Consider the following 22,165-nt stretch of genomic DNA (forward strand, 5'->3'; position numbering starts at 1 on the left):
GTGAATCAGTCCTTGTGACCCGTCACGGCGTCCTTGACCTTGTCGGCGGCCTGCTTGAGGGCACCCTTGCCCTGCTCGGCCTTGCCCTCGGCCTGCCACTGCTCGTTCCCGGTGGCGTCGCCGACCTTTTCCTTGGCCTGGCCCTTGAGCTCTTCGGCCTTGTGTTCCGCCTTGTCGTTCATCGTCCACCTTCCTTGGGGTGCTCTACGGCTACCCGGTGGCGGGACGGCTACACATCGCAGCGGAAATCAGAGGCAGGCCGCGACGCGATCTTCCGAAAACCGATCGAAACGGACGCGGGTCTGACATCATGCGGACGGATGTCACCAGACCGCGCAAGGGAGACCCGATGTCCGCGCACATGGACGAGCTGATCGCCCAGTTCCAGCACTTCCAGGCGAAGGTTCGCCAGGCCGAGACCCGGTTCGCCGGGGTCGGCGACATGCAGGAGCGGATCGCCCAGGTCGAGACCACCGTGACCTCGCCGGACGGCAACGTCACCGTGGTGGCCGGGGCCGGCGGGACCGTCACCGACCTGCGGCTGGCCGCCGGTGCCATGCACCTCGAAGCGGGCCGCCTCTCCACGATCATCATGACGACCCTGCGCCAGGCCGTGGCCGGGGCCGTCCAGCAGCAGGCCGGGATCGTGGACGACGCCTTCGGCGACACGCTGGGCGTCAACACGCAGGAGCAGGTGCGCGAGGCGCAGGCCGAAGCCTTCGGAACCGTCGCCGAGCCGCCTGCGTCGGAGCCGCAAACGCCGCAGGCGGCACCGCGGCGCCGGCCCGCCCCGCGGGACGACGACTACTTCGAAGAGAACACGATCCTCCGCCGCGACTGAACCCGACCGAGAGAGCTCACGCGATGCCAGAAGGAATCCAGACGAACATCGGCGCGATCTCCGCGTACGCCAAGCAACTGCCGTTCTACGAGCAGGAAGCGGACAAGTTCGGCGCCAAGATCGACGCCGCCGACGTGACCGACGAGGCCTGGGGGCTCATCGGCCTTTTCGCGAAGCAGGGCTACACCGACCGCCTCGGCGAACTGCGCTCGCTGCTGACCGACCTGAAGGACGGCGTGGACGGGTTCACCACCAAGCTGGCCAAGGCCGCGGAGATGTACCAGGGCATGGAAGACGCCGGCGTGATCACGTTCGGCCGGTACGAGGCGGAGATCGACGCGGTCGGGGAGCAGGGCAAATGACCGAGCACAAGAGCATCGCCGACGCGCTGGACGTCCAGCCCTACGACGAGAGCACCGGCGCGAACCTCGACCGCGCGGCCGGGTACGTGCCGGTGGCGGGCACGGCCTACAAGGCGGGCAAGTCCATCGGCGAGCACGCCCAGCAGGCGGCCCAGGCCGACAACGTCGGCGACCTGGCCTCCGCGGGCGGCGCGCTGGTCGGCGACGGCGCGAAGTTCGTCGGGGCCGCGGCCGGCGACATGGTCACCTTCGCCATGGACCCGATCGGCTGGCTCGTCAGCCACGGCCTGAACATGCTGCTCGAGCTGGTCCAGCCGCTGCAGGACGCGCTGCACCAGGTCACCGGCGACGGCCCGGCCATCGGGCACGCGTCGGAGAACTTCGTCACCATCGCGCAGGGCTTCGTCGCGCTCGCCGAGGACTTCGAGAAGACCGGCGACACGGCGCTGGCCGAGTGGGTGGACGACGCCGGCAACGCCGCGAAGGAAGCTCTCGGCGACTTCTCCTCGGGCATCCGCGGTGTCGGCTCGGCCGCCGGCTCGGTGGCCGAGGTGCTGCAGATGTGGTCGATGGTCATGGTGGTCATCGAAGAGGTGATCAAGGGGATCATCACCGAGCTGGTGTCCTGGCTGATCACGCTCTGGCTGCCCGCGCTGGCCGCGTCGGTGATCAGCTTCGGCAGCTCGGTCGCCGCCGCGATGACCGCGTCGATCGCCAAGGCCGCCAGCGTCCTGAAGAAGGTCACCGGTTACCTGGGCAAGTTCGGCAAGCTGCTCGACACCTTCATCGAGTTCATGGCGAAGTACTCGACGAAGCTCGTGGACTTCACGACCAAGCTGCGGATCGGCGTGATGCCCGGCCAGACCAAGTTCGGGTTCGGCGCGGCCGCCCAGGGCTTCCAGCCCAGCAACCGGGTGCTCACGACGATGTTCGGCGGCGCGGCCGGCGCCGGCCCGCTGCTCGCCGGAGCCGGCGTCAAGGCGGGCATCGGCGCGGCCAAGGGTGCCTTCGCCGAAGGCAAGGAAGCTGTCACGCCCGAGGGGGACGAACCGTGGTTCGACAAGAGCGAGATCGGCGGGGACCGGAGCCCGGAGGACACCCGCAAGGACCTCGACATCTAGACGAGCGGGCGGCCGCGTTCGGCGACCGCGTCGAGCGCTGGTCGGCCGACGCCCAGGTGCGTCCCGGGTTCCGGGAACGCGTCGAGACGCTGATGCGCGACCAGTGGCGTGAGCCGGTGATCGTGCTGCGGCTCGGGGACACCGACCTCGGCTTCGACGTGCCCGGGCGGCGCGAGGACGGCACGGTCGAGGGAACGCGGCGCGTCCGCCGGTTCTTCTGGACGATCCTGCGCGGCATCGGCCGCGCGGTGATGTACGTCTTCCTCCTGGCCAACGGCGGCGCCGCGGGGCGCCCGTTCCAGCGGGAGGTGGCCGTGTCGGGCCCGGCGAACGCGCTGGCGCTCGAACCGGCCGACAGCCTGCGGTCGCTGAGGGGGCCGTGGATCGTGTTCTCCCCGGGAGGCGTCGCGCTGGTGGACACGGGCTCGACGTTCGCCGACCCGGCCGACGCGCCCCCGCCGCGGATCGCCTGGCAGGCCAGGGAACCGCAGGCGCCGTCGGTCAGGTTCGCGAAGCGGACGCTGACCTGGCCGGACGGTTCGGTGTTCCGGTTTTCGCTGCACGGCCGTGGCGAGGATCAGCACCTGCGGAAGTTCGTCGAGCCGTCGGGCGTCGTGCACTGGGACGGGCGGCCGGAGTAGCTCGGGAGCGGGGTCACGGTTCGGTGTTCCGGTTCCCGCCGCGCGGCCCCGGCGGGGAGCATCTGCGGAGGTCCGTTGAGCCGTTGGGTGTCGTGCACGCCGCACTTGGCGGTGTAGCCGTTGGACCGGGTGCTCGGAGGACCGCGAGACTCAGCGGTGCTCGGGAGCGAGTTCGCCGAACGACACTGCGCCGCGGCGGTGGCGGGGTCCCAGCTCTTCGGTGAGGATCGCGTCCAGGTCGCGGGCCGCCCGGCGCAGTGGGAGCCGCAGCGTCCACAGCACGCCCAGCGTCGCGAACGCCAGGATCACCACGGTGACGCCGAGGGCGGTGTCGGCGAGCAGCAGCACCGTCGCGGCGACGACCAGGACCGGCGAGATGCCGAACGTCGAGCGGCGGGCGTGCCGCGGGCGGTGGGTCCAGGCCCGCAAGCCCGCTTGCCGGTGGTGCGTGGTCATCAGTCCTCCACCCTGCGCCTCCGGCGGTCGCTACGCTGCGTCCCCGCCCATTAGCTCCAAAGTGTCGCAGACGACGGCGTACGGATGATCAGTCCGGGACGTGGTGTACCCGAAAGACTGTCGCTGTCGCCCACTAGGCGGTACAGGCTCTGGCTCATTGCGCAATTAGACGAGGCGCGTGGCGGGATTTTTCACCGTAACGGGTGATGGCCTACGGATTCCGCGTCTCAAGTCCGTCACTCTGAACAGGACTGTTTAAAAGCCGCCGCCACCGGCTACCTCCCAGTGTGGCCCCCGAACGGAGCAGTGAGTCGGCCGTCCACACCGCGCGCCGGGCGCAGCTGGTGGACGCGGCGATCGACGTGCTCGCCCGCGACGGGTACGCCGCCGCGTCCACCGTCCGGATCGCGCGGGCGGCCGGCGTCAGCCGCGGGGTGCTCACCTACCACTTCCGGGACCGGGCGGACCTGATCGCCGAGGTCGTCCGGACCGTCTACGCGCTCGCCGGGGCCGAACTGGGGCCGCAGGTCGTCGAAGCCGGGTCGCCGAGGGCGAGCCTGCTCGCCTTCGTCGGCGGCAGTGTCGAGTTCTACGCCGCCTACCCGCGGCACCTGGCCGCGCTGAGCGCCGTCTTCTCCGCTCAAGCGCGCGACGGCACATCGCACCACCGCACCGAGATGGACGACGTAGGCGCGCTGCTGCGCGCCGGCGTCGAAGCCGGCGAGTTCCGGGACCTCGACGTCGAAACCATGGCCGGCACGATCCGCGCCGCGCTCGACGCCGCCCTGGTCCGGGTCACCGCCGACCGCACGCCCGCCACCGCCGCGCGGGTACGGGACGAACTGGTCCGCACGTTCGACGCGGCGACCCGAAAGGAGACCGGATGACCGCCCTGACCCGGATCGCCGGCGGCTTGGCCGCGCTGCTGGTCCTGGCCGCTTGTTCGAGCCGGGCACCCGAGGAGCCGTCGCTGACCGTCGGCACCACCACCGGCCAGGTGCACGGCCTCGCCACCGCCTCGGCGCGCGAGTTCCTCGGCGTCCGGTACGCGCTCGCGCCGACGGGGGAGCGGCGCTGGAGCGCCCCGCAACCCGTGCCGGCCCAGGACGGCGTCGCCGACGCGACCCACCCGGGCGCCCGGTGCTCCCAGGGGACGCAGACCGCCGGGACGTCCGAGGACTGCCTGTTCCTCAACGTCACGACCCCGCGCGACCAGCGGCCGGGCGAGCGGCTGCCGGTCATGGTGTGGTGGCACGGCGGCGGCTACACCAGCGGATCCGGCGCCGACTACGACGCCCAGCGCCTGGCCTCCCGTGGCCGGGTCGTCGTGGTGACCGTCAACTACCGGCTCGGTGTCTTCGGCTACCTCGGGCTGCCCGGCCTCGCCGGCTCGGGCAACTTCGGCTTCGCCGACCAGCTCGCCGCCACCCAGTGGGCGAAGGACAACGCCGCGGCCTTCGGCGGCGACCCGGGCAACCTCACCGTCTTCGGCGAGTCCGCGGGCGGCATGTCGGCGTGCGCGCTGCTGACGTCGCCACGCGCCGCCGGGCTGGTCGAGCGCGTCGCGATCTCGTCCGGGTCCTGCTTCCTGAACTGGCCCGCGGGCGGGCTGTTCCCCGGCACTCCCGCGCAGACGCCCTACACGTCGCTCGCCACCGACCAGGCGGACGGCGTCGCGGCCGCGAAGCAGCTCGGGTGCACCGGCGCGGATGCGTTGCCGTGCCTGCGAAAGCTCCCCGTCGACAAGCTGCTGCCGCTGAACGCGGCGTTCTCGGACCACCTGGCCTACGGCACCGACCTGCTGCCGGAGAACCCGCCGGACGCGGTCCGTGCCGGCCGGATCGCCCGCGTCCCGGTGCTTTCGGGCGGCAACCACGACGAAGCCCGGTCGTTCATGGGTGGCGCGGCGATGGCCGACCCGTCGGCGATCACCGAGGCGACCTACACGAACCTCGCGCGGACGGCCTACGGCGACCCGGTCGCCATGGAGGTCCTCCAGGAGTACCCGATCCAGCGCTACCCGACGGCCGTCGAGGCGTGGTCGACCGTGGTCACCGACTCGGCGTGGAGCTGCCCCACCCTGGCGGGCAACCAGGCCCTCGCCCGCTCGACGAAGGTGTTCCCGTACGAGTTCGCCGAGGCCCACGCACCCAACGTCAGCCAGGTCACCGTGCCCGGCATGGCCCAGGGCGCCGCGCACGCCACCGACACGCCCTACCTGTTCGACCTCGGCGGCAAGAACCTGCTCGGCGACGCCGCGCAGGCCCGGCTCGGCGAGCGGATGATCGACCTCTGGAGCGGCTTCGCCCGTACCGGAACCCCACCGGGTGCCGTCGCCGGAACCGCCACGTCGGCGACAGTCCTGAGCCTGACCGCGGCGGGCAGCACGCCCGTCGACACCGGATCCGACCACCACTGCGGGTTCTGGCTGCGAAAGCCGTAGGTATTGAGCCGAACGTGCGACCTGCGTAACGACCCGGTCGCTCTGCGGGACTGACTTCTCAGTGCTTCGAGGAGCCGACCCGACGGAGGCCGTGGATGCAGATCGACCTGTTCAACGAGATCCAGAACCCCCGGCCGTGGCCCGAAGGCCACGAGCAGCTCAGGTTCCGCCAGGCGATCGACCAGGCCGTGCTCGCCGACGAACTGGGCTACGGGTGCTGGTGGCAGGTCGAGCACCACGGCGCGGGCGAGTTCAGCCTGTCGTCGGCGCCGGAGCTGATGCTGGCGGCGCTTTCCCAGCGCACCAGCCGGATCCGGCTCGGGCACTCCGCGGTGCTCGCGCCGGGCCGGTTCAACCACCCGATCCGCGTCGCCGAACGCGCGGCGACGCTCGACCACCTCAGCGGCGGCCGCGTCGAGCTCGGGCTGACCCGCTCGACGATCCCGGAGTGGCGCCTGTTCGGCATCGAGCCGGACGAGGCTCGCGCCCAGACGCAGGAGGCGTTCGAGATGATCCCGCGGATGTGGACCTCCGAACGGTTCTCCCACGAGGGTGCCGCCTACCGCGTCGACGACGTCGCGATCGGGCCGAAACCCCTGCAGCGGCCCCATCCGCCGCTGTGGCAGGCCGCCGCGAGCCCGGCCTCGTTCGAGGAGGCCGGGCGCCGCGGCGTCGGGGTGCTGGGCACGACGATGTGGCAGTCGCTGGAACGCGCCGGCCGGCTGATCGAGCTCTACCGGGCGGCGGCCGCGCAGTGTGCCGACCCGGTCGGCGCTTTCGTCAACGACCAGGTCGGGTTCTTCACGTTCGTCCACTGCGCGGACACCGACGAGGAGGCGATGCACAACGGTGCCGCCGCGGCCGCGGCCTGGTACACCGTGACGGCGTTGACGTTCTTCGAGGCGGCGACCGAGTTCGTCCGCCTGAACGCCCGCCAGGAGGAGCTGGTGGCGGCCCCGGACGGCGGCGGCCTCACGGGTGACTTCCTGCGCGGCGAGGCGCGGGACGCCCCGACCGAGGCGAACCTGCTGATCGCCCGGATCCTGCAGGGGGAGGCCGTGCCCGACGACGAGGTCTTCACGGTGCTGAGCGCGCAGGACTCGCTGATCGTCGGCAGCCCGGAGACCTGCCGCAAGAAGCTGCGCGCCTACGCCGACCTCGGCATCGACCGGATGATGTGCCTGCAGCAGATCGGCGGCATCCCGCACGACAAGGTGCTGAAGAGCATCCGCCTGATCGGCGAGCTGATCCCGGACCTGGCGTGAGCGTCAGGCGGCGGCGCCGAGGTCGTCGAGCACCGGCGGCAGGCCCTCGGCCAGCATCCGGCGGCGGACCCGCTGCAGCAGACGGGACATGACCAGCCCGCCGACCCCGCGGAAACCGGTGTGCGAGTAGGTGAAGCGGGTGCCCGCGGCGGTGTCCTCGAGGCGGTAGGTGACGAAGCTCGGTTCGTCGGTTTCCTTGTTGCGCCAGGTGAAGCGCAGCAAGGAGGGCGCGTCGGCGGCGAGAACCTCGCAGCGGACGACGCCGTCCCAGCCCGGGACGGGCTTGCCGACGAACCGGAACCGCGTGCCGACCTCGGGGACGAACCCCTCGGGGCGGCCACCCTGTCCGGTGGACGTCCACCGGGGGACCACGGCCGGGTCGGTCAGCGCCCGCCACACGCGGTCACGGGGGTGCGGGTACTCCTGGACGATCTCGAACTCGCTCACGGCGGTGTCCTCTCGTTGTTTACAGTCACCGTATCACTTCAGTGACTGTAAACAACGAGAGTGGGTGCCCGCGTCAGTTCAGCTTGCGGGTGTCGGCGGGCAGGCCGCCGCCGGCGTAGACGTCTTCGGCCAGCTTGGCCAGTGCGGTCAGGGCGACGTTCTGGCTCCACGGGCCGTACGAGACCCGGGAGACGCCGAGCTTCTGGGCGGTGGCCAGGGGGATCGAGCCGGGGATGCCGATCAGGTTGACCTTGCGCTCGCCCAGCGCCTCGACCAGGCGGCCGACCTGGGTTTCGTCGAGCTTGCCGGGGGCGAAGAAGTTGGACGCGCCCGCGTCGAGGTAGGCGCGGCCGCGGGTGATCGCCTCGTTCAGGGCCTCCTCCTGGTCGGCGATCTTGATGAACGCGTCGGTGCGGGCGTTGAGGACGAAGTCGACGCCCGCCGACTGCGCGGCCGCGACGGCGGCCTCGACGGCCTTGACCGAATCGGCGAGCGGCTTCAGCTGGTCTTCGAGGTTGCAGCCGACGGCGCCGGCTTCGATGGCGCGGGCGACGGTGCCGCCCGGGTCGCCGTAGCCGGCTTCGAGGTCGGCGGTGACCGGCAGGTCGCCCGCGTTCCGCACGATCAGGGCGACCTCGGCGATCATCTCGTCGCGCGGGATCTTTTCGCCGTCCGGGTAGCCGCGGGAGGCGGCGATGCCGTGGCTCGGGGTGGCGAGGGCCTGCGTGCCCGGCGTCTCGGCGACGACCTTCGCGGTGATCGCGTCCCAGACGTTGACGACGAGCAGCAGTTCCGGAGCGGCGTGCAGCTCCTGCAAGCGCTTGGCCTTGTCGGCGGTGGAAGTCATGTCCCCAATCTAGGGAACGGGCGCGTGCCGGGCGAATGCTATCGTCGCGAATGCCTTCGAAAGCCGCCTCGCCGGGTGACCCCGACGAGATCGCCGGACCTCTCACCCGCGCCGCGACCTTCCTGCTCGTGCGGATCGACAGCGGCGCCGAGGGTGTCGTCGCGGACTTCCTGCCGGACCTGCCCGGGCTGCGGCGTTCGGTCGGGTTCCGGTCGCTCACCGGCGGCCTTTCGTGCCTCGTCGGGATCGGCTCGGCCGCGTGGGACCGGATCTACGGCGGCCCGCGCCCGGCCGAGCTGCACGAGCTGCCGGTGTTCAAGGGCGACCGCCACGCAAGCGTCACGACCGAGGCCGACCTGCTGTTCCACATCCGGGCCGACCGGATGGACCTGTGCTTCGAGCTGGAGACGCTGATCATGGCGCGGCTCGCCGGTGCGGTCACCGTCGTCGACGAGGTGCAGGGCTTCCGCTACTTCGACGCGCGCGACGTGCTCGGCTTCGTCGACGGCACCGAGAACCCGACTGGCCGCGCTGCGCGCGAAGCCGTGTACGTCGACGACGACGGCGCCTTCGACGGCGGCAGCTACGTCGTCGTCCAGAAGTACCTCCACGACATGACGGCGTGGAACGCGCTGTCCACCGAGGAGCAGGAGCTGGTGATCGGGCGGCGCAAACTGTCCGATGTGGAGCTTCCGGACGCGGAAAAGCCCGCCGACTCCCACATCGCGCTCAACGTCGTCACCGACGACGAGGGCAACGAGCTCGACATCGTGCGGGACAACATGCCCTTCGGCCGCCCGGCTTACGGCGAGTTCGGCACGTACTTCATCGGCTACGCGAAGTCGCCCGTGGTGATCGAACGGATGCTGGAGAACATGTTCGTCGGGTCGCCGCCCGGGAACCACGACCGCATCCTGGACTTCTCGACACCCCACACCGGTGCGCTGTTCTACGTGCCGACGGCGGACTTCCTGGAGGACCCGCCCGAGGAGGCCCCGGCGGCGAAGGAAGAAGAGCCGGCCCCGGCCGAGGAAGAGCCGGAGCGGGTGGCCGAGCCCGACGACTCGCTCGGCATCGGCGGCCTGCGGGAGACCGCCGAGCCGTCGGCGGGCGTCAGCTGGTTTCGAGGGTGAGGCCGTAGCGGTCCAGCACGGGCTGCCGGACGGCAGCACGTCGCCCGGTGGCTAGAAGCCGATGGCCTCGCGCAGCAGCAGGACGGTCACGCGCCCTGGCGCCTCCGCGTTCAGCACCAGCAGGCGGTTGATCGCGCTCGGCTGGCCGTAGACCGCTTGGGCGCGGGCGCTTTCCAGCGGCAGGGCGTGCTCTTCCAGGCGGCGCAACGCCGTGGCCATGTCCGGGACCACCTTCTGCGCCCCGACGACCCAGATCGCGCGGCCCGCGCCGCCGCCGTAGGCGGGGATCTGGCTGCCGCTGCCCGAGGCGACGACCAGCGAACCGGTCTCGGTGACCGCCGCGACGCTGCCCACCACGAAGTCGGGCGTGGCGACCAGCCGCCGGATGTCGTCGGCCCGGGTGGCGCGATCCATCGCCAGGACGCGGGGCTTGACGGCCTCGTACCGCCTGCCGTTGAGGTCCTCCTCGATGCCGGACAGCCGGGTCGTCTCGCTGGCCGAGGTGAACACGCTCGCGCCGTCCGGGATCAGCTCGCCGACCCGGTCGCGCGCGGCCGCGGCGTCGTCGAGGATCTCGACGCCGAAGCCGTGCTCCTTCAGCGCGGTGGCCGCCCGCTCCAGGCTTTCCGCGGGGGCGGCGTCGGTGAACTCGGTCATGGTTCCTCCTGTCGGTCACACCGGGGCCGGTGCGTTCGTCAGAGGTTCGACCGAGCGGCACCCCGGAATGTGAGGCGACGTGACCCGATCCGACCCGATCATGAGCGAACGGCGGCAGCTGACCAACCTCGCCTACCGGCTGCTCGGCTCGCTGACCGACGCCGAGGACGTCGTCCAGGAGACCTACGCCCGCTGGTACGCCCTGTCCGAGGCGGGCCGGGACGCGATCGCGTCACCCGGGGCCTGGCTGACGACGGTCGCCGGCCGGATCTGCCTCACCCACCTCGGCTCGGCACGGGTGCGGCGGGAGTCGTACGTGGGGGAGTGGATCCCGGAGCCGCTGCCCGGGACGGCCGAGTGTGCCGACCCGGCCGACCGGGTCACCCTCGACGAGTCGGTCGACATGGCCTTCCTCGTGGTGCTCGAGGCGATGACCCCGGCCGAGCGGGTGGCGTTCGTCCTGCACGACGTCTACCGCTACCCGTTCGCCGAAGTGGCCGGGATCGTCGGCCGCACGACGGCGGCCTGCCGTCAGCTGGCCTCCTCGGCGCGCCGCCGGCTCCGGGCGTCGCGGGCGCCGGTCGTGACCCCGACGGCCCGGCAGGCGGGCATCGTCCGGGACTTCAAGGCGGCCTGGGAGGCCCAGGACATCGCCGCCCTCGTCGGCCTGCTCGACCCCGGCGTCACCGCGACCGCCGACGGCGGTGGCCTGGTGAACGCCCGGCTCGAGCCGATGCGCGGCGGGGAAGCCGTGGCGCTGGCCTGCGTCCGGATCCTGGGCGTGCTGCCCGGCATGACCTTCCGGGAGACCACGGTCAACGGGCGGCCCGGCCTGGTCTCGCAGCGCGACGGCGTCGTCGAGACGGTGATCGCGTTCCACGTCGAGGGTGACCGCATCAAGCACCTCTGGGCGGTGCGCAATCCGGAGAAGCTCCGCGCCTGGACCGCGGCCTGAGTCACCGAGCCGGGGGAGCGACCGCCGCGTCCGGCTGGTTCGCCCGGCGCAGCGACTCGGCGACGAAGCCGCTCGCCTTCAGCTCCTCGACGAGGTCGTGCAGGAACGCGACGGTCTCGGGGCGGCGGCCCTTCGCCGTGCCGACGGCCTGCTGGATCTCCATGAAGCGCTCGGGGATGACCCGGGTTTCGGGGTGGTCGGCGGCGTAGGCGGCCATCGGCTGCCGGATCCCGGCCGCCGCCTCGAGGCCCTGGGTTTCGAAGGTCGTCACGCCTTCGTCGCCGCGCACGACGGTGGCGTGCCGCAGGGTGCGGGAGAGGAACAGGTCGTAGGCGGAGCCCTGCTTGACGCCGATCCGGACGTCCGGCCGGTCGACGTCGGCCGGGGTGGTGAACGACGCGTCGCGCGGCACGACGTACACGCCCTCGATGACGACATACGGTGCGGTGAAAGCGACCTCGGCCGCGCGGGCCGGGTCGATCGCGAGGAAGCAGAGGTCGGCGGCGCCGGAGGTCAAGGCCTCGAACGACTTCCGGGCGGCGTCGAAACAGGCGAACTCGACCGGGACGCCCAGCCGTGCGGCGACTTCGCGCGCGATGTCGACCGTGACGCCGGCCGGCGCGTCCGGGGTGCCCTGCGCGAGGACGGCGTTGCCGAGGTTGATCGAGGCGCGCAGGACGCCGGCCGGGGCGAGGTCTTCGGTGATCGGCTTACCCATGATCACGACCCTAGCGACGGGCCGGATGAGATCCAGGTCACGTCGACCTCGCTCGGCGCGCCACCCCGGCGCGCGGCTGCCATCCTGTCCCGGCTGGGTGAAGCGTCGAGGAAAGGCGGAGGCCGTGGGCATCATCGGCTGGATCGTGCTGGGGCTCATCGCCGGTGTGATCGCGAAGATCCTCATGCCGGGCAAGGACCCCGGCGGCTGCATCATCACGATCCTGCTCGGCGTCGCCGGCGCGTTCGTCGGCGGCTGGGTCGGCAAGACCCTCTTCCACACCGAGCTGGGCACGTTCTTCGACCTGCGGACGTGGGGCCTGGCCATCCTCGGCTCGCTGATCCTCCTGGTCGGCTACCGCCTGATCACCGGCGGCCGCCGCGACTGACCGCGGCGCGCATCCAGCCGGAAACCGGCGTGCGGTGTGCGAGAGTGACCAGTGTGGACGAACGAACCGCGCAGCGGCGTGAACCGGCCTCGGTGGCCGAGCTCGCGACGATGCGGGCCTGGACGGTCACCGTGGTGCGGAAGCGGTGGACCACCGCCGAGCGCACGGTCGAGGCGCACGGACGGCGCTGGGTGGTCGGGCTGACCCCGACCGCCGGCGGCGCGACCGCCCTGATGCTCTGGCACGACGACGTCGTGGTGGCCCACCGGCGCGGCCCGGAAGCGGCGCTCTGCCGGCTGGCGGTGCGTTGGGTGACGAACCTGCTCGCGGGCCGTCCCTGGGACGGTTAGAACGCCTCTTTGGCGAGCAGGCGGAACATCAGCCCGGCGACGAGGAGCACGAGGCCGAGCAGGAAGAGCACGCCGACCCCGAGAACCAGTCCGCCCGCGCCGAGAGTGATGCCGAGAACGACCACGAACCGCTCCTTCTCCGGGGGACGCGTTCCGCGTCCGGCCGAGGCGTGGCTACCCGGCCCCCGGCCTGGCAAAACGCAGGTCCCCCGACCGGGTGAAGACCATCAGCGAGGGCGGCTCCCGGAACGCATCTTTCCTAGCGAAAGTGACGCTCCCGGGCCCTCGGGACGGAGCTTTCGCTAGGAAAGATGCGTCCCCGGAACCGGGGCGCAGGCGATGAGGACTTGGCCCAGCGGGGTCGTGTGGACGGCGGCCACGGTCAGCCCGGCTTCGGCCGCCAGCGCGGTGTAGTCGTCGAGGCCGCGCTCGCGGCCGCCGCACAGCACGAGCATCCGCAGGTCCATCTCCGCCCGGTCGGCCCCTTCGGTGCCGTGCTCCTGGGTGAGCAGCACGCGGCCGTCGCGTCCGGCCGCTTCGGCGCACCGGCGCAGGATCGTGGTCGCGTCCCGGTCGGCCCAGTCGTGCAGGACGCTGCTCAGCACGTAGACGTCCCCGCCGGACGGCAGCGGGTCGAAGAAGCTCTGGCCGGCGACGTCGCAGCGGTCGCCGAGGCCCCGGGCGGCCAGGTGGTCCCGGCCGCGCCGCACGGTTGCGGGGAGGTCGACCAGCGTGCCGCGCAGCCCGGGGTGCGCCGTCAGCACGGCGGCCAGCAGCTCGCCCGTGCCGCCGCCGACGTCCACGACGTGCCGGGCGCCGGACCAGTCGTACCCCGCGGCCAGGTCGGCCGCGTAGTCCGTGCCCGCGGCCATGGTCGCGTCGAACGAGGCACCCATCGCCGGGTTCGCGGCCAGGTACTCCCAGAACGGGGCGCCGAAGACCGTCTCCCAGGCGGGCCCGCCGGTGCGCAGCGTGTGCAGCAGGCCGGTGAACGCCAGGTCCATCTGCCCGCCGAAGCCCGCCAGGTCGAGGCCGGCCCGCATCCCGGCCGGGTGGCCGGACCGCAGCAGCGACGCGAGCTCGTTCGTGCCGAACGTGCCGGGCGCCGGCTCGGTGAACACGCCGTGGCAGGCGAGGTGCCGCAGCAGCCGGCCGAGGGCGTCGGGATCGGCTTCGCAGCGGCGGGCCAGCTCGGCCACCGGGACCGGGCCGTCCGCCAGGTGGTCGGCCACGCCGAGGCTGGCCGCCGCCCGGACGGCCAGCGGGGTGACCAGGTCGATCACCGGCGCCAGGAGCTGCCAGGCGGACGGGGTGCCGGTCATGCGCCCTCCCTCGGTCGTCGTCGGTGCCCACCTTTCCGGCCGGGGCCGCCGGAGGGAAGCCGGGCCTCGCTAGGCTCCCCGCCATGCCGAAGCTGGGGCGTCTGCGGAACCGGTGGGCCCGCGTCACCCTCGAGGCCCGGGACCGGGGGCTCGCCGTCGCCGTGACGGTGGCCGCGTTCGTGCCGGGTCTCGGGATGCTGGGTGCGCAGTTCGGCGACCTGCCGCGGCACGACGGCGGTTTCGCCGCGGTCCTGCTGGTGCTCGGGCAGACGCTCCCGCTGGCGGTGCGCAGCCGGTGGCCCTCGGTGGCGCTCACGATCAGCGGAATCTGTTTCGGGGCCCACGAAGTACTCGCGTATTCGCCGTCGATCGGCAGTCTCGCCTTGTATTTCGCGCTCTATTCGGCCGGAGCCCACGAGGAACGGTGGCGCCGGGCGCTGCCCGCGATCGCGTCGATCGGGTACGTCGTTTTCGCGATCCTGCTGGCCCTGCGCGGATCCCCGTCGGAGCTGCCGGTCTACGTCGTCTACTACGTGGTGCTGGTTCTGTTCTGGTTGCTGGGTTCCCTGGTCCGGCAGCGGCGGCGCCAGGAGGCCGAGCGGCGGCGGCTCACCGCGCGGGCCGCGGCGGCGGACGAGCGGGCGCGGCTGGCCCGCGAGCTGCACGACGTCGTGACCCACCACGTGACGGCCATGGTGGTGCAGGCCGACGCCGCCCGGTACCTGCCGTCCGAGCGGGTCCCCGAGGTGCTCACCACCATCACCGGCTCGGGCCGCGACGCCCTCACCGAACTGCGGTTCCTGCTCGGGGTCCTCGAAGCGACCGGCGCGCGCACGCCGGGCCTGGCCGCGCTGCGGAACCTCGTCGAGCAGCCGGGCCGGGTGATCGAGCTCGTCGAAGAGGGCGAACGCCCGGCACTGCCGGCGGAAACCGAGCTCACCGCGTACCGGATCGTGCAGGAGGCGCTGACCAACGCGGCCAAGTACGCCGCCGGGCGTCCCGCGGCGGTGCGGGTCGGCTACCGCGTCGACCTCCTCGCCATCGAGGTGGCCACCGAGGGCCCGGTGACCGAGGCCGGCGCGCTCGGCTCCGGGGGCCGCGGGCTGGGCGGGCTGCGCGACCGGGTCGACGCGCTCGGCGGCCGGTTCACCGCGGGCCCGTCGGAAGACGGTTTCCTGGTCAGCGCAGAAATTCCCTTGAGGAGCGACGGATGACCGACGGCCCGATCCGGGTCCTGATCTGCGAGGACCAGGAGCTCATCCGCGCGGGGTACGTGACCGTCCTGGGCGCCCAGCCGGACCTCGAGGTGGTGGGCCAGGCCGGGAACGGCCACGAGGCGCTCGCCGAGGTCGGGCGGCTGCGCCCGGACGTCGTCGTGATGGACATCCAGATGCCGCTGCTGGACGGGATCGAGGTGACCCGCCGCGTCGCCGGTCCCGGTGCCGAGAACCCGGCGAAGGTCCTGGTCGTCACCACGTTCAACGTCGACCAGTACGTCTACGACGCGCTGCGGGCCGGGGCGAGCGGGTTCCTGCTCAAGGACGCGCCCCTGGACGAGCTGGTCGAAGGCGTCCGCACGATCGCGCGCGGCGAGTCGCTGCTCGCGCCGGCGGTGACCCGGACGCTGATCGGCCGGTACGCCGACCGGATCAAACCGGCAGCTCCCGCCGACGGCCCGCTGGAGGGGCTCGCGCGACGGGAGCTGGAGGTGCTGAAGCTGATCGCCGGCGGGCTCTCGAACGCGGAGATCGCGGCCGAACTGGTGCTCAGCGTGGAGACGGTGAAGACGTACGTCTCCCGGATCCTGACCAAGCTCGACCTGCGGGACCGGGTGCAGGCCGTGGTGCTGGCCTACCGGAGCGGTCTGGTCAGCGCCGGGGGATGAGCTTGGCGCGGCGGAGTAGCAGCGCCGTCACCGCCAGGCAGCACACCAGCGCGAACAGCCCGGCCTCCGGGCCGAACGAGCCGCCGGTGAGCGCGTCCGGTCCGGAAAGGACGGTGCGCAGCAGGCCGGGTTCGCTCTCGGCGCCGGAGACCGCGGTGCCGAACACGCCGCCCTGCAGCCAGTTCCAGGCGAAGTGCAGGCCGATCGGCACCCACAGCGACCGCGTGGCGGTGTAGGCGACGGCCAGCATCGTGCCGCCCTCGACGGCGATGGCCAGGGTGCCCCAGAGCGTGGCGTTGCCGTTGATCAGGTGCGTCAGGCCGAAGAACAGCGACGACACGACGATGGCGATGACACTGCCCGCGCGCTGCTCGAGGATGCGGTGGAGCACGCCGCGGAACAGCAGTTCCTCGGTCACGGCCACCGACGCCATCGAGCCGGCGACACCCAGGCAGGCCCAGAACGAGCCGCCGCCGATGTCGGCGTGGGTGAAGACGATCGACAGCAGCATGGTCGCGACGAACGCGGCGCCGCCGATGAGCGCGCCGCGGCCGAGGCCGCCCCAGCGCCCGGTGGTGGCCAGTTCCGTGATCTCGTCCCGGTTCTCGACCCGCCGGGTCACCCACTTGTAGGCGAAGACGGCCCCCGCGGCCGCGCCGATCCCGACGAAGAGGCGCAGGATCGGCACGCCCGACACGAGCGCGTCCAGCCCGCGGGCCGCGACCAGCAGCACGGCGGTGGCGACGAGCAGGACGGGGAACCGGAAGCGCTGCAGCCGGGGCTTCCGCTCGGTGGGCGTGGTCATCGGGGGTTCCTCTCGCCGGACTTCGTTGTGGAGTACGGCGAGATTACGAGCGCGGCGGGTGGTGCCACATCACTCCGTGACGGACAGCCGGTGTAGCTCCTCAGGGGGACAAGAAGGCCTTGACCTGGGATTTCACGCCGCGCTCCGATCGTCGAGGGCACCGGCGTGTGCGCGCCCGAGGATGTCCAGCAGCAGCTCCCGCGTCGGCTGGACCGGGGCGATCGCCAGCAGCCGCGCCGACTTCAGGGCCAGGTCGGCGATCTGCGGCAGCTGGTCGCGGCCGATGCCGATCTCGGCGAGCGTGGCGGGCACGCCGATCGCCCGGTTGATCCCGGCGACGCGGGCGACCGTCCTCTCCGCCGAGGCGTCCCGCTCCGGGATCCCTTCCACCGCGGCGCCGAGCCGCGCTATTCGTTCGGCCACCTCGGCGCGGAGTACGTCGAGCACGTAAGGGAGCAGCAAGCCGGTGCCGAGCCCGTGCGGGGTCTTGGTCAGCGCGCCGATCGGGTACTGGATCGCGTGGCACAGGTGCGTCCCCGTCGAGCCGAAGGCGATCCCGGCCAGCAGGGCGCCCAATGCAACCTCACGCCGGGCGTCCCGGTCGCCCGGTGACCGGACGACGGCAGGCAGCCACGGACCGAGCCTTTCCGCGGCCTGCAAGGCGATCGGCTCGGTGAGGGCGTTGCGCCCGGTGAACACCGGGAGCGGCGCGGACCAGCCGAGGGGCAGCGGCCGGGCGGTGTACGACTCGGCCGCGTGCACGAGCGCGTCGATGCCGGAGAACGCCGTCACGCTCGCCGGCGCGCCCAGCGTCAGCTCCGGATCGACGACGGCGGCGGCCGGCACCAGGAACGGGCTGGAGATGCCGACCTTCAGCTCGCGGTCCGGGTCGGACACCACGGCCACCGGCGTCACCTCCGACCCGGTGCCCGCCGTCGTCGGCACCGCGACCACCGGGACGACCGGGCCCGGCACGAGGTTCTCGCCGTAGAACCGGGCGAGCGGGCCGTCGTGCACGGCGAGCAGCGCGATCAGCTTGGCCGCGTCGAGCGCGCTGCCGCCGCCGATCGCGAGGACGACTTCGGCGCGGTGGTCCCGCGCGACGGCGGCGCCCGCGGTCAGCGTGCCGACGGGCAGCTCCGGCGTGATCTCGGAGTACGTCCGCACGTCGAGCCCGGCGGTGCCCAGGGCGCCGAGGACGGCGGCGAAATGCGGGGTGGTTTCGAGGAACGGGTCGACGACGGCGAGCACCCGCGTGCCGTGCCCGGCGACGATCTCGGGCAGCTGGGCGCGGGCGCCGTACCCGAAGTGCACCCGCGCCGGCAGCCGCAGGGTGCCGGGCAAGTCGGGCAGCTCAGGCAAGGAACCCGCCGTCCACCGGGAGGACGACGCCGCTGAGGTGGCTCGCCCGGTCGCTGAGCAGGAACGCCGCCGTGGCGCCGGCCTCGGCTCCGGTGCCCGCTTTGCGCAACGGCGTCGCAGCGATCCGGGCTTCCACGCCGCCCGGGATGGTGCGGCGCAGCTCGTCCAGCATCGGGGACTCGGTCGGGCCCGGGGCGATGACGTTCACGCGGATCCCGAGCGGGCCGAAGTCGTGCGCGGCGGTGCGGGTCAGGCCGATGACCGCGTGCTTGCTGGCCTGGTAGGCACCCATGCCGGAGCTGCCGCGCAGGCCGCCGATGCTGCTCACGTTGACGATCGCGCCGAACCCCTGCGCCTCCATCACCCGCACTTCTTCGCGCAGGCAGAGCCAGGTGCCCTTGACGTTCACCGCCATGATCCGGTCGAAGTCCGCTTCGGACACGGTGTCGAGCCGGCCGCCCTGGCCCATCGCGGCGTTGTTGTACGCCCCGTCGAGCCGGCCGAACTTGGCGACCGTCGCGTCGACGAAGGCGGCCACGCTCGCCCCGTCCGAGACGTCACCGGTCGTGTACGCGACGTCGTGGCCGGCCGCGTCGAGGTCTTTCGCCAGGGCCGCAAGCGGTTCTTCGGTGCGGGCGACCAGCATCACCGAGGCGCCGTCCTCCGCGAAGACGCGCGCGGCCTCGGCGCCGATGCCCGAGCTGGCGCCGACGACGAGGACGACCTTGCCCGCGAGCAGGGGGGTGCTCATGAGTTCTCCTTAGTGGCGCCGCGAAGCGCGAGCATCGCCCGCGCCTCGTCCGGGGTGGCGATCTGCTTGCCCATGTCCTCGACGACGGCCCGGATCTTCCGCACCTGCTGGGCGTTGCTCTCCGCGAGCTTGCCCTTGCCGATCCACAGGCTGTCTTCGAGACCCACCCGCACGTGCCCGCCGAGCCACGCGCTGTGCGTGCCGAACGCCAGCTGGTCGCGCCCGGCCGCGAACGCCGAGAACTGGTAGTCGTCGCCGAAGAGCTTGTCGGCGATCCGCACCATGTGCTCCAGGTTCGCGTGGTCGGCGCCGATGCCGCCGAGGACGCCGAACACCCCCTGGATCAGCAGCGGCGGCTTCGCCAGGCCCTTCTCGACGAAGTGGGCGAGCGAGTACAGGTGCCCGATGTCGTAACACTCGTACTCGAACCGGGTGCCGGCCGCGCCGAGTGTGCGCAGGGTGTGCTCGATCTTGTCAAAGGTGTTCACGAACGGGTGGGAGTAGGTGTTGAGCACGTAGGGCTTCTCCCAGTCGTGCTTCCACTCGGTGACCTTGTCGGCGATGCCCGAGTAGACGAAGTTCATCGACCCCATGTTCATCGACGCGAGCTCGGGCCGCACGTGGTGGGCCGCCGCGAGCCGCTGGTCCATGGTCATCGACGACGCGCCGCCGGTGGTGATGTTGATGACGGCGTCGGTCTCCGCGGTGATCGGCTCGAGGATCTCGTCGAACACCTCCGGCTCGAACGCGGGCCGTCCGTCCGGGTGCCGGGCGTGCAGGTGCACGACGGCCGAACCGGCGGCGATCGCCTCGAGCGCCGCCTTGCTCACCTCGGCGGCGGACAGCGGCAGGTAGGGGCTCTGGGACGGGATGTTGACCGACCCGGTGATCGCGGTGGTGATGATGACTTTTTCCGCTGCCCGCATCAGTTCTCCTCTTCGGCGAGTGCTCGGTAGGCGTCGAGTTTGGCGTCGTCCAGCGGGCCGACCAGGCTGATCGCGACCTGTGTCGCGCCCGCGTCGTACTGCTGCCGCAGGGACTCGCGCACCTGGTCCGGCGTGCCGTACGCGACGAGCGCGTCGAGCAGCCGGTCGGACCCCGGTGGCGTGAGGTCGGCCTCGGTGAACCCGAGCCGCGTCAGCTTGGCGAGCTGGTGCGGCAGGGTCAGGTAGTAGGCGAGACGTTCGCGGGCGACGTCCCGGGCCGCCGCTCGCGAACGGCCGACCACCGCCCACTGGACGACCGACAGGAACAGGTCCGGCCCGATCGTCTCGCGCGCCCAGCGGGTGTGCTCGGGCGTGACGAGGAACGTGAGCAGCCCGTCGGCCCGCTCGGCGGCCAGCCGCGTGATCCCTTCGGAGTACGCGCCGAGCACGCGCGGCACGGCCCGGGGCAGCGTCGCCTCGACGCCGTCGAGATAGTCGCGGAGGAACGGCAGCGGTCCGACCCCGCGTTCGCGGACCGCGCCGCTCACCCCGAGGCCCAGCACGTACCGGCCGGGGTACCCCTCGGCGAGGTCGCGCGCCGCGGACGCCGCCGACTTCGGCACGCGTTCGAGAGCGCGCGCGACGCCGTTGCCGACGATCAGCTCCTTGGTGGACTGGAGCACCAGGGCCGCGGTCGTGAACGCCTCACGCCCGGCGACCTCGGGGATCCAGACCATCCGGTGCCCGGCTTCTTCGAGCCCGCGCACGAACGCGGCGACGCCGTCGTGGTCGAGGTCGTCCAGCTCGGCGATCGACAACGCCTTGTGCGGTAGGGAAAGCGTCATCCGTCGGCTTCCCGGAACGCCTTCACCAGGTTCCGCGCGGCCTCGGCGAGCATCGTCGTGTCGTTGCTGAGCAGGACGAAGTCGCAGCCGTCGCGCACCGCCTGCGCGGCCTTCTCCGGCACCCCGCCGAACGCGAGCCCGCACCGCTTGCCCGCCGCGTGCGCGGCCTCGATCGCCGAGCGGATCAGGTCGAGCACGTCGGGGGAGGCCGGGGTCGACCCCATCGACATCGACAGGTCCGCGGCGCCGACGAACACCGCGTCCACGGTGTCCAGGGCCAGGATCTCCGGCGCGGCCTTGATCGCCTCGACGCTCTCCAGCTGCGGGATGCAGAGGACGTCGTCGTTGCCGGTGGCGAGGTACTCGGCGTTCGGCCGCAGGCCCCACGCCCCGGCGCGGCTGGTGCCGCCGGCGCCGCGGACGCCGTGCGGCGGGAACCGGCACGCGCGCCCGACGGCGGCCGCCTGCTCCACCGTGTCGACGTGCGGCACGAGGATGCCCATGGCGCCCGCGTCGAGGATCTTCTGGATGGTCGACGCCGTCGTGTCCGGCACCCGCACGATGGGGACGACGCCGAGAGCGGCGGCCGAGTTGATCAGCCGGTACGCGGTCTGCAGGTCGAGCGGGGCGTGCTCCAGGTCGATCACGACGAAGTCGAACCCGGCGTACGCCATGATCTCGACCGGCTCGCCCGAGGCGATCTTCAGCCAGGTGCCCAGGGGAGTGGCCGGGCGGTCGAACAGCCCGGCACCGGTGCGCCCGCTCACGGCATCGGGTAGTCGTCGGCGTTCAGGACCCAGCCCGGTTTCTCGGAAAAGTCTGCCCGCGGCGGGCTGAAGATGTCGATCAGCTGGTTGACGCCGGGGTCGCTCGCCTCGGAGGTGTGCACGGTGGGCGGCGGGATGACCGTGACCGACGGGCTGCCGATCCGGACGTGCTCGTCCTCGCGCCAGGTGGTGCGGTCGTTGAGCCAGGGCGTGCGGATGTGGTGGACGTACTCTCCCTGCACGGCCAGGGAAAGCTGCTCGAAGTCGTCGTGGTGGTGCGGCGAGAGCTTGTGCGGGTCGCGCGGGCCGTCCTGCTCGGGCAGGAAGTTCACCATGAACGCCCGGGTGCGGAAGATGCGCCCGAACCGCTTCGGGTCCTGCGGGATCTCCGACAGCGGGTAGAACCGGACGCGATTGCCACCGGCCGGTTCCGGCCACCGCTGCAAGAGCGTGACGCGCGGGTGGTTTTCGGCGTAGGCGGCGGCGTTGGCCGGCCGGGTGCGCCAGTCGCGTTCGGTCGCCTCGACCAGGCGGATCAGCGGTCCGTCGCCTTCGACGCTGATCCGGGACGCGCCGGGCGGGGCGACGACGAGCCCGGGTTCGGCGATCCGGGTGGCGCCGTCGTCGGTGAAGAGGGTGAACGCGGGGGAGGCGCCGGTGACGACGATCGCCAGCTCGCCTTCGAGGTACCCGTTGTCGAGGTCGTCACCGGAGTGGGCCTCGGTGTGGATCAGGATGACGTTCTGCGCGCGCACGACCTCGTTCTCGTGCAGGTCGAGGTACTGCGCGGCGGTGATCGCGGCGCCGTTGTCCGGTCGCGCCGCGGTCGCGAGTGCGGACCGGGGATCGTCCTTTTCGTACACGGTGAGTCCTTTCGC

General features: G+C 72.2%; 28 protein-coding genes. 13 read left to right on the forward strand and 15 right to left on the reverse strand.

Annotated elements, in window-relative coordinates; translation table 11 throughout:
- Nucleotides 1–5: 5 nt before the first annotated feature.
- A complete protein-coding gene (locus VA596_RS13875) occupies nucleotides 6–182 on the reverse strand; it encodes a CsbD family protein (protein WP_323326945.1) in 177 nt (58 codons plus the stop codon).
- A 167-nt stretch (nucleotides 183–349) separates the two neighbouring features.
- Between VA596_RS13875 and VA596_RS13880 the strand changes: the two genes are divergently transcribed.
- From VA596_RS13880 to VA596_RS13895, 4 genes are all read left to right on the forward strand, one after another.
- Nucleotides 350–841, forward strand: a complete 492-nt coding sequence (locus VA596_RS13880; RefSeq protein WP_323326947.1) for a YbaB/EbfC family nucleoid-associated protein — start codon at nucleotides 350–352, stop codon at nucleotides 839–841.
- Between the two features lie 23 nt (nucleotides 842–864).
- Nucleotides 865–1,203: a hypothetical protein gene (locus tag VA596_RS13885; protein WP_323326949.1), complete on the forward strand. Its 339-nt coding sequence runs from the start codon at nucleotides 865–867 to the stop codon at nucleotides 1,201–1,203.
- Nucleotides 1,200–2,324: a hypothetical protein gene (locus VA596_RS13890; protein ID WP_323326951.1), complete on the forward strand. Its 1,125-nt coding sequence runs from the start codon at nucleotides 1,200–1,202 to the stop codon at nucleotides 2,322–2,324. Before VA596_RS13885 ends, VA596_RS13890 begins: the two co-directional genes overlap by 4 nt.
- Before the next feature lie 92 nt (nucleotides 2,325–2,416).
- Nucleotides 2,417–2,965 (forward strand): hypothetical protein, encoded by a 549-nt coding sequence (locus VA596_RS13895; protein ID WP_323327754.1) that lies wholly within the window; start codon nucleotides 2,417–2,419, stop codon nucleotides 2,963–2,965.
- Between the two features lie 150 nt (nucleotides 2,966–3,115).
- Here the strand turns inward: VA596_RS13895 and VA596_RS13900 are convergent, their stop codons facing one another.
- Entirely contained in the window at nucleotides 3,116–3,421 is a 306-nt protein-coding gene (locus VA596_RS13900) for a hypothetical protein (protein ID WP_323326953.1), read from the reverse strand.
- Between the two features lie 287 nt (nucleotides 3,422–3,708).
- On the opposite strand from VA596_RS13900, the gene VA596_RS13905 reads away from it, so the two are divergent.
- The 3 genes from VA596_RS13905 (at nucleotide 3,709) to VA596_RS13915 (ending at nucleotide 7,129) form a co-directional block, all read left to right on the forward strand.
- On the forward strand, nucleotides 3,709–4,308 hold the full coding sequence (locus tag VA596_RS13905) for a TetR/AcrR family transcriptional regulator (protein WP_323326955.1): 600 nt from the start codon (nucleotides 3,709–3,711) through the stop codon (nucleotides 4,306–4,308).
- On the forward strand, nucleotides 4,305–5,864 hold the full coding sequence (locus tag VA596_RS13910) for a carboxylesterase/lipase family protein (RefSeq protein ID WP_323326957.1): 1,560 nt from the start codon (nucleotides 4,305–4,307) through the stop codon (nucleotides 5,862–5,864). Before VA596_RS13905 ends, VA596_RS13910 begins: the two co-directional genes overlap by 4 nt.
- A 95-nt stretch (nucleotides 5,865–5,959) precedes the next feature.
- On the forward strand, nucleotides 5,960–7,129 hold the full coding sequence (locus VA596_RS13915; protein WP_323326959.1) for an LLM class flavin-dependent oxidoreductase: 1,170 nt from the start codon (nucleotides 5,960–5,962) through the stop codon (nucleotides 7,127–7,129).
- Between the two features lie 3 nt (nucleotides 7,130–7,132).
- On the opposite strand, the gene VA596_RS13920 is transcribed toward VA596_RS13915, so the two are convergent.
- A complete protein-coding gene (locus tag VA596_RS13920) occupies nucleotides 7,133–7,576 on the reverse strand; it encodes an SRPBCC family protein (protein WP_323326960.1) in 444 nt (147 codons plus the stop codon).
- A 73-nt stretch (nucleotides 7,577–7,649) separates the two neighbouring features.
- Nucleotides 7,650–8,423, reverse strand: coding sequence for an isocitrate lyase/PEP mutase family protein (locus tag VA596_RS13925; RefSeq protein WP_323326962.1), 774 nt, complete (start codon nucleotides 8,421–8,423; stop codon nucleotides 7,650–7,652).
- Nucleotides 8,424–8,473: 50 nt separating this feature from the next.
- Here VA596_RS13925 and VA596_RS13930 point away from each other — a divergent pair, with 50 nt between their 5' ends.
- A complete protein-coding gene (locus tag VA596_RS13930) occupies nucleotides 8,474–9,556 on the forward strand; it encodes a Dyp-type peroxidase (RefSeq protein WP_323326964.1) in 1,083 nt (360 codons plus the stop codon).
- 51 nt (nucleotides 9,557–9,607) lie between these two features.
- Here the strand turns inward: VA596_RS13930 and VA596_RS13935 are convergent, their stop codons facing one another.
- The gene (locus VA596_RS13935; protein WP_323326966.1) at nucleotides 9,608–10,213 is read right to left on the reverse strand and encodes an LUD domain-containing protein; all 606 of its coding nucleotides are present in this window, start codon (nucleotides 10,211–10,213) and stop codon (nucleotides 9,608–9,610) included.
- A 100-nt stretch (nucleotides 10,214–10,313) separates the two neighbouring features.
- Here VA596_RS13935 and sigJ point away from each other — a divergent pair, with 100 nt between their 5' ends.
- On the forward strand, nucleotides 10,314–11,168 hold the full coding sequence (gene sigJ / locus VA596_RS13940; protein WP_323327755.1) for an RNA polymerase sigma factor SigJ: 855 nt from the start codon (nucleotides 10,314–10,316) through the stop codon (nucleotides 11,166–11,168).
- 1 nt (nucleotide 11,169) lies between these two features.
- On the opposite strand, the gene VA596_RS13945 is transcribed toward sigJ, so the two are convergent.
- A complete protein-coding gene (locus tag VA596_RS13945; protein ID WP_323326968.1) occupies nucleotides 11,170–11,886 on the reverse strand; it encodes a transporter substrate-binding domain-containing protein in 717 nt (238 codons plus the stop codon).
- A 124-nt stretch (nucleotides 11,887–12,010) separates the two neighbouring features.
- Here VA596_RS13945 and VA596_RS13950 point away from each other — a divergent pair, with 124 nt between their 5' ends.
- On the forward strand, nucleotides 12,011–12,274 hold the full coding sequence (locus tag VA596_RS13950) for a GlsB/YeaQ/YmgE family stress response membrane protein (protein ID WP_323326970.1): 264 nt from the start codon (nucleotides 12,011–12,013) through the stop codon (nucleotides 12,272–12,274).
- Nucleotides 12,275–12,327: 53 nt separating this feature from the next.
- On the forward strand, nucleotides 12,328–12,624 hold the full coding sequence (locus VA596_RS13955) for a hypothetical protein (RefSeq protein WP_323326972.1): 297 nt from the start codon (nucleotides 12,328–12,330) through the stop codon (nucleotides 12,622–12,624).
- On the opposite strand, the gene VA596_RS13960 is transcribed toward VA596_RS13955, so the two are convergent.
- Together VA596_RS13960 and VA596_RS13965 are read right to left on the reverse strand one after the other, a co-directional pair.
- The gene (locus VA596_RS13960) at nucleotides 12,621–12,749 is read right to left on the reverse strand and encodes a hypothetical protein (RefSeq protein WP_323326974.1); all 129 of its coding nucleotides are present in this window, start codon (nucleotides 12,747–12,749) and stop codon (nucleotides 12,621–12,623) included. The two genes, VA596_RS13955 and VA596_RS13960, sit on opposite strands and share 4 nt — an antisense overlap.
- A 177-nt stretch (nucleotides 12,750–12,926) precedes the next feature.
- Nucleotides 12,927–13,946 carry a methyltransferase gene (locus tag VA596_RS13965; RefSeq protein ID WP_323326976.1) on the reverse strand — a complete coding sequence of 340 codons (1,020 nt, stop codon included), beginning with the start codon at nucleotides 13,944–13,946 and terminating at the stop codon, nucleotides 12,927–12,929.
- A gap of 83 nt (nucleotides 13,947–14,029) precedes the next feature.
- Between VA596_RS13965 and VA596_RS13970 the strand changes: the two genes are divergently transcribed.
- Both VA596_RS13970 and VA596_RS13975 read left to right on the forward strand, forming a co-directional pair.
- Nucleotides 14,030–15,160, forward strand: a complete 1,131-nt coding sequence (locus VA596_RS13970) for a sensor histidine kinase (RefSeq protein ID WP_323326978.1) — start codon at nucleotides 14,030–14,032, stop codon at nucleotides 15,158–15,160.
- A complete protein-coding gene (locus VA596_RS13975) occupies nucleotides 15,157–15,831 on the forward strand; it encodes a response regulator transcription factor (RefSeq protein WP_323326980.1) in 675 nt (224 codons plus the stop codon). The genes VA596_RS13970 and VA596_RS13975 overlap by 4 nt, the downstream gene beginning before the upstream one ends.
- Here the strand turns inward: VA596_RS13975 and VA596_RS13980 are convergent.
- From VA596_RS13980 to VA596_RS14010, 7 genes are all read right to left on the reverse strand, one after another.
- Entirely contained in the window at nucleotides 15,815–16,636 is an 822-nt protein-coding gene (locus VA596_RS13980) for a CPBP family intramembrane glutamic endopeptidase (RefSeq protein ID WP_323326982.1), read from the reverse strand. The genes VA596_RS13975 and VA596_RS13980 overlap by 17 nt on opposite strands.
- Before the next feature lie 132 nt (nucleotides 16,637–16,768).
- Nucleotides 16,769–17,998 carry an iron-containing alcohol dehydrogenase gene (locus VA596_RS13985; protein ID WP_323326984.1) on the reverse strand — a complete coding sequence of 410 codons (1,230 nt, stop codon included), beginning with the start codon at nucleotides 17,996–17,998 and terminating at the stop codon, nucleotides 16,769–16,771.
- Complete coding sequence (locus VA596_RS13990; RefSeq protein ID WP_323326986.1) at nucleotides 17,991–18,749, reverse strand: SDR family NAD(P)-dependent oxidoreductase; 759 nt, start codon at nucleotides 18,747–18,749, stop codon at nucleotides 17,991–17,993. Before VA596_RS13990 ends, VA596_RS13985 begins: the two co-directional genes overlap by 8 nt.
- Nucleotides 18,746–19,675: a beta-keto acid cleavage family enzyme gene (locus VA596_RS13995; RefSeq protein ID WP_323326988.1), complete on the reverse strand. Its 930-nt coding sequence runs from the start codon at nucleotides 19,673–19,675 to the stop codon at nucleotides 18,746–18,748. Before VA596_RS13995 ends, VA596_RS13990 begins: the two co-directional genes overlap by 4 nt.
- Nucleotides 19,675–20,520 (reverse strand): LLM class flavin-dependent oxidoreductase, encoded by an 846-nt coding sequence (locus VA596_RS14000; protein WP_323326989.1) that lies wholly within the window; start codon nucleotides 20,518–20,520, stop codon nucleotides 19,675–19,677. The genes VA596_RS13995 and VA596_RS14000 overlap by 1 nt, the downstream gene beginning before the upstream one ends.
- Entirely contained in the window at nucleotides 20,517–21,287 is a 771-nt protein-coding gene (locus VA596_RS14005) for an HpcH/HpaI aldolase family protein (protein ID WP_323326991.1), read from the reverse strand. The genes VA596_RS14000 and VA596_RS14005 overlap by 4 nt, the downstream gene beginning before the upstream one ends.
- Nucleotides 21,284–22,150: a cupin domain-containing protein gene (locus tag VA596_RS14010; protein ID WP_323326993.1), complete on the reverse strand. Its 867-nt coding sequence runs from the start codon at nucleotides 22,148–22,150 to the stop codon at nucleotides 21,284–21,286. The genes VA596_RS14005 and VA596_RS14010 overlap by 4 nt, the downstream gene beginning before the upstream one ends.
- Nucleotides 22,151–22,165 lie beyond the last annotated feature (15 nt).

The organism is Amycolatopsis heterodermiae, assembly GCF_034929455.1.
Classification (GTDB): Bacteria; Actinomycetota; Actinomycetes; order Mycobacteriales; family Pseudonocardiaceae; genus Amycolatopsis; species Amycolatopsis heterodermiae.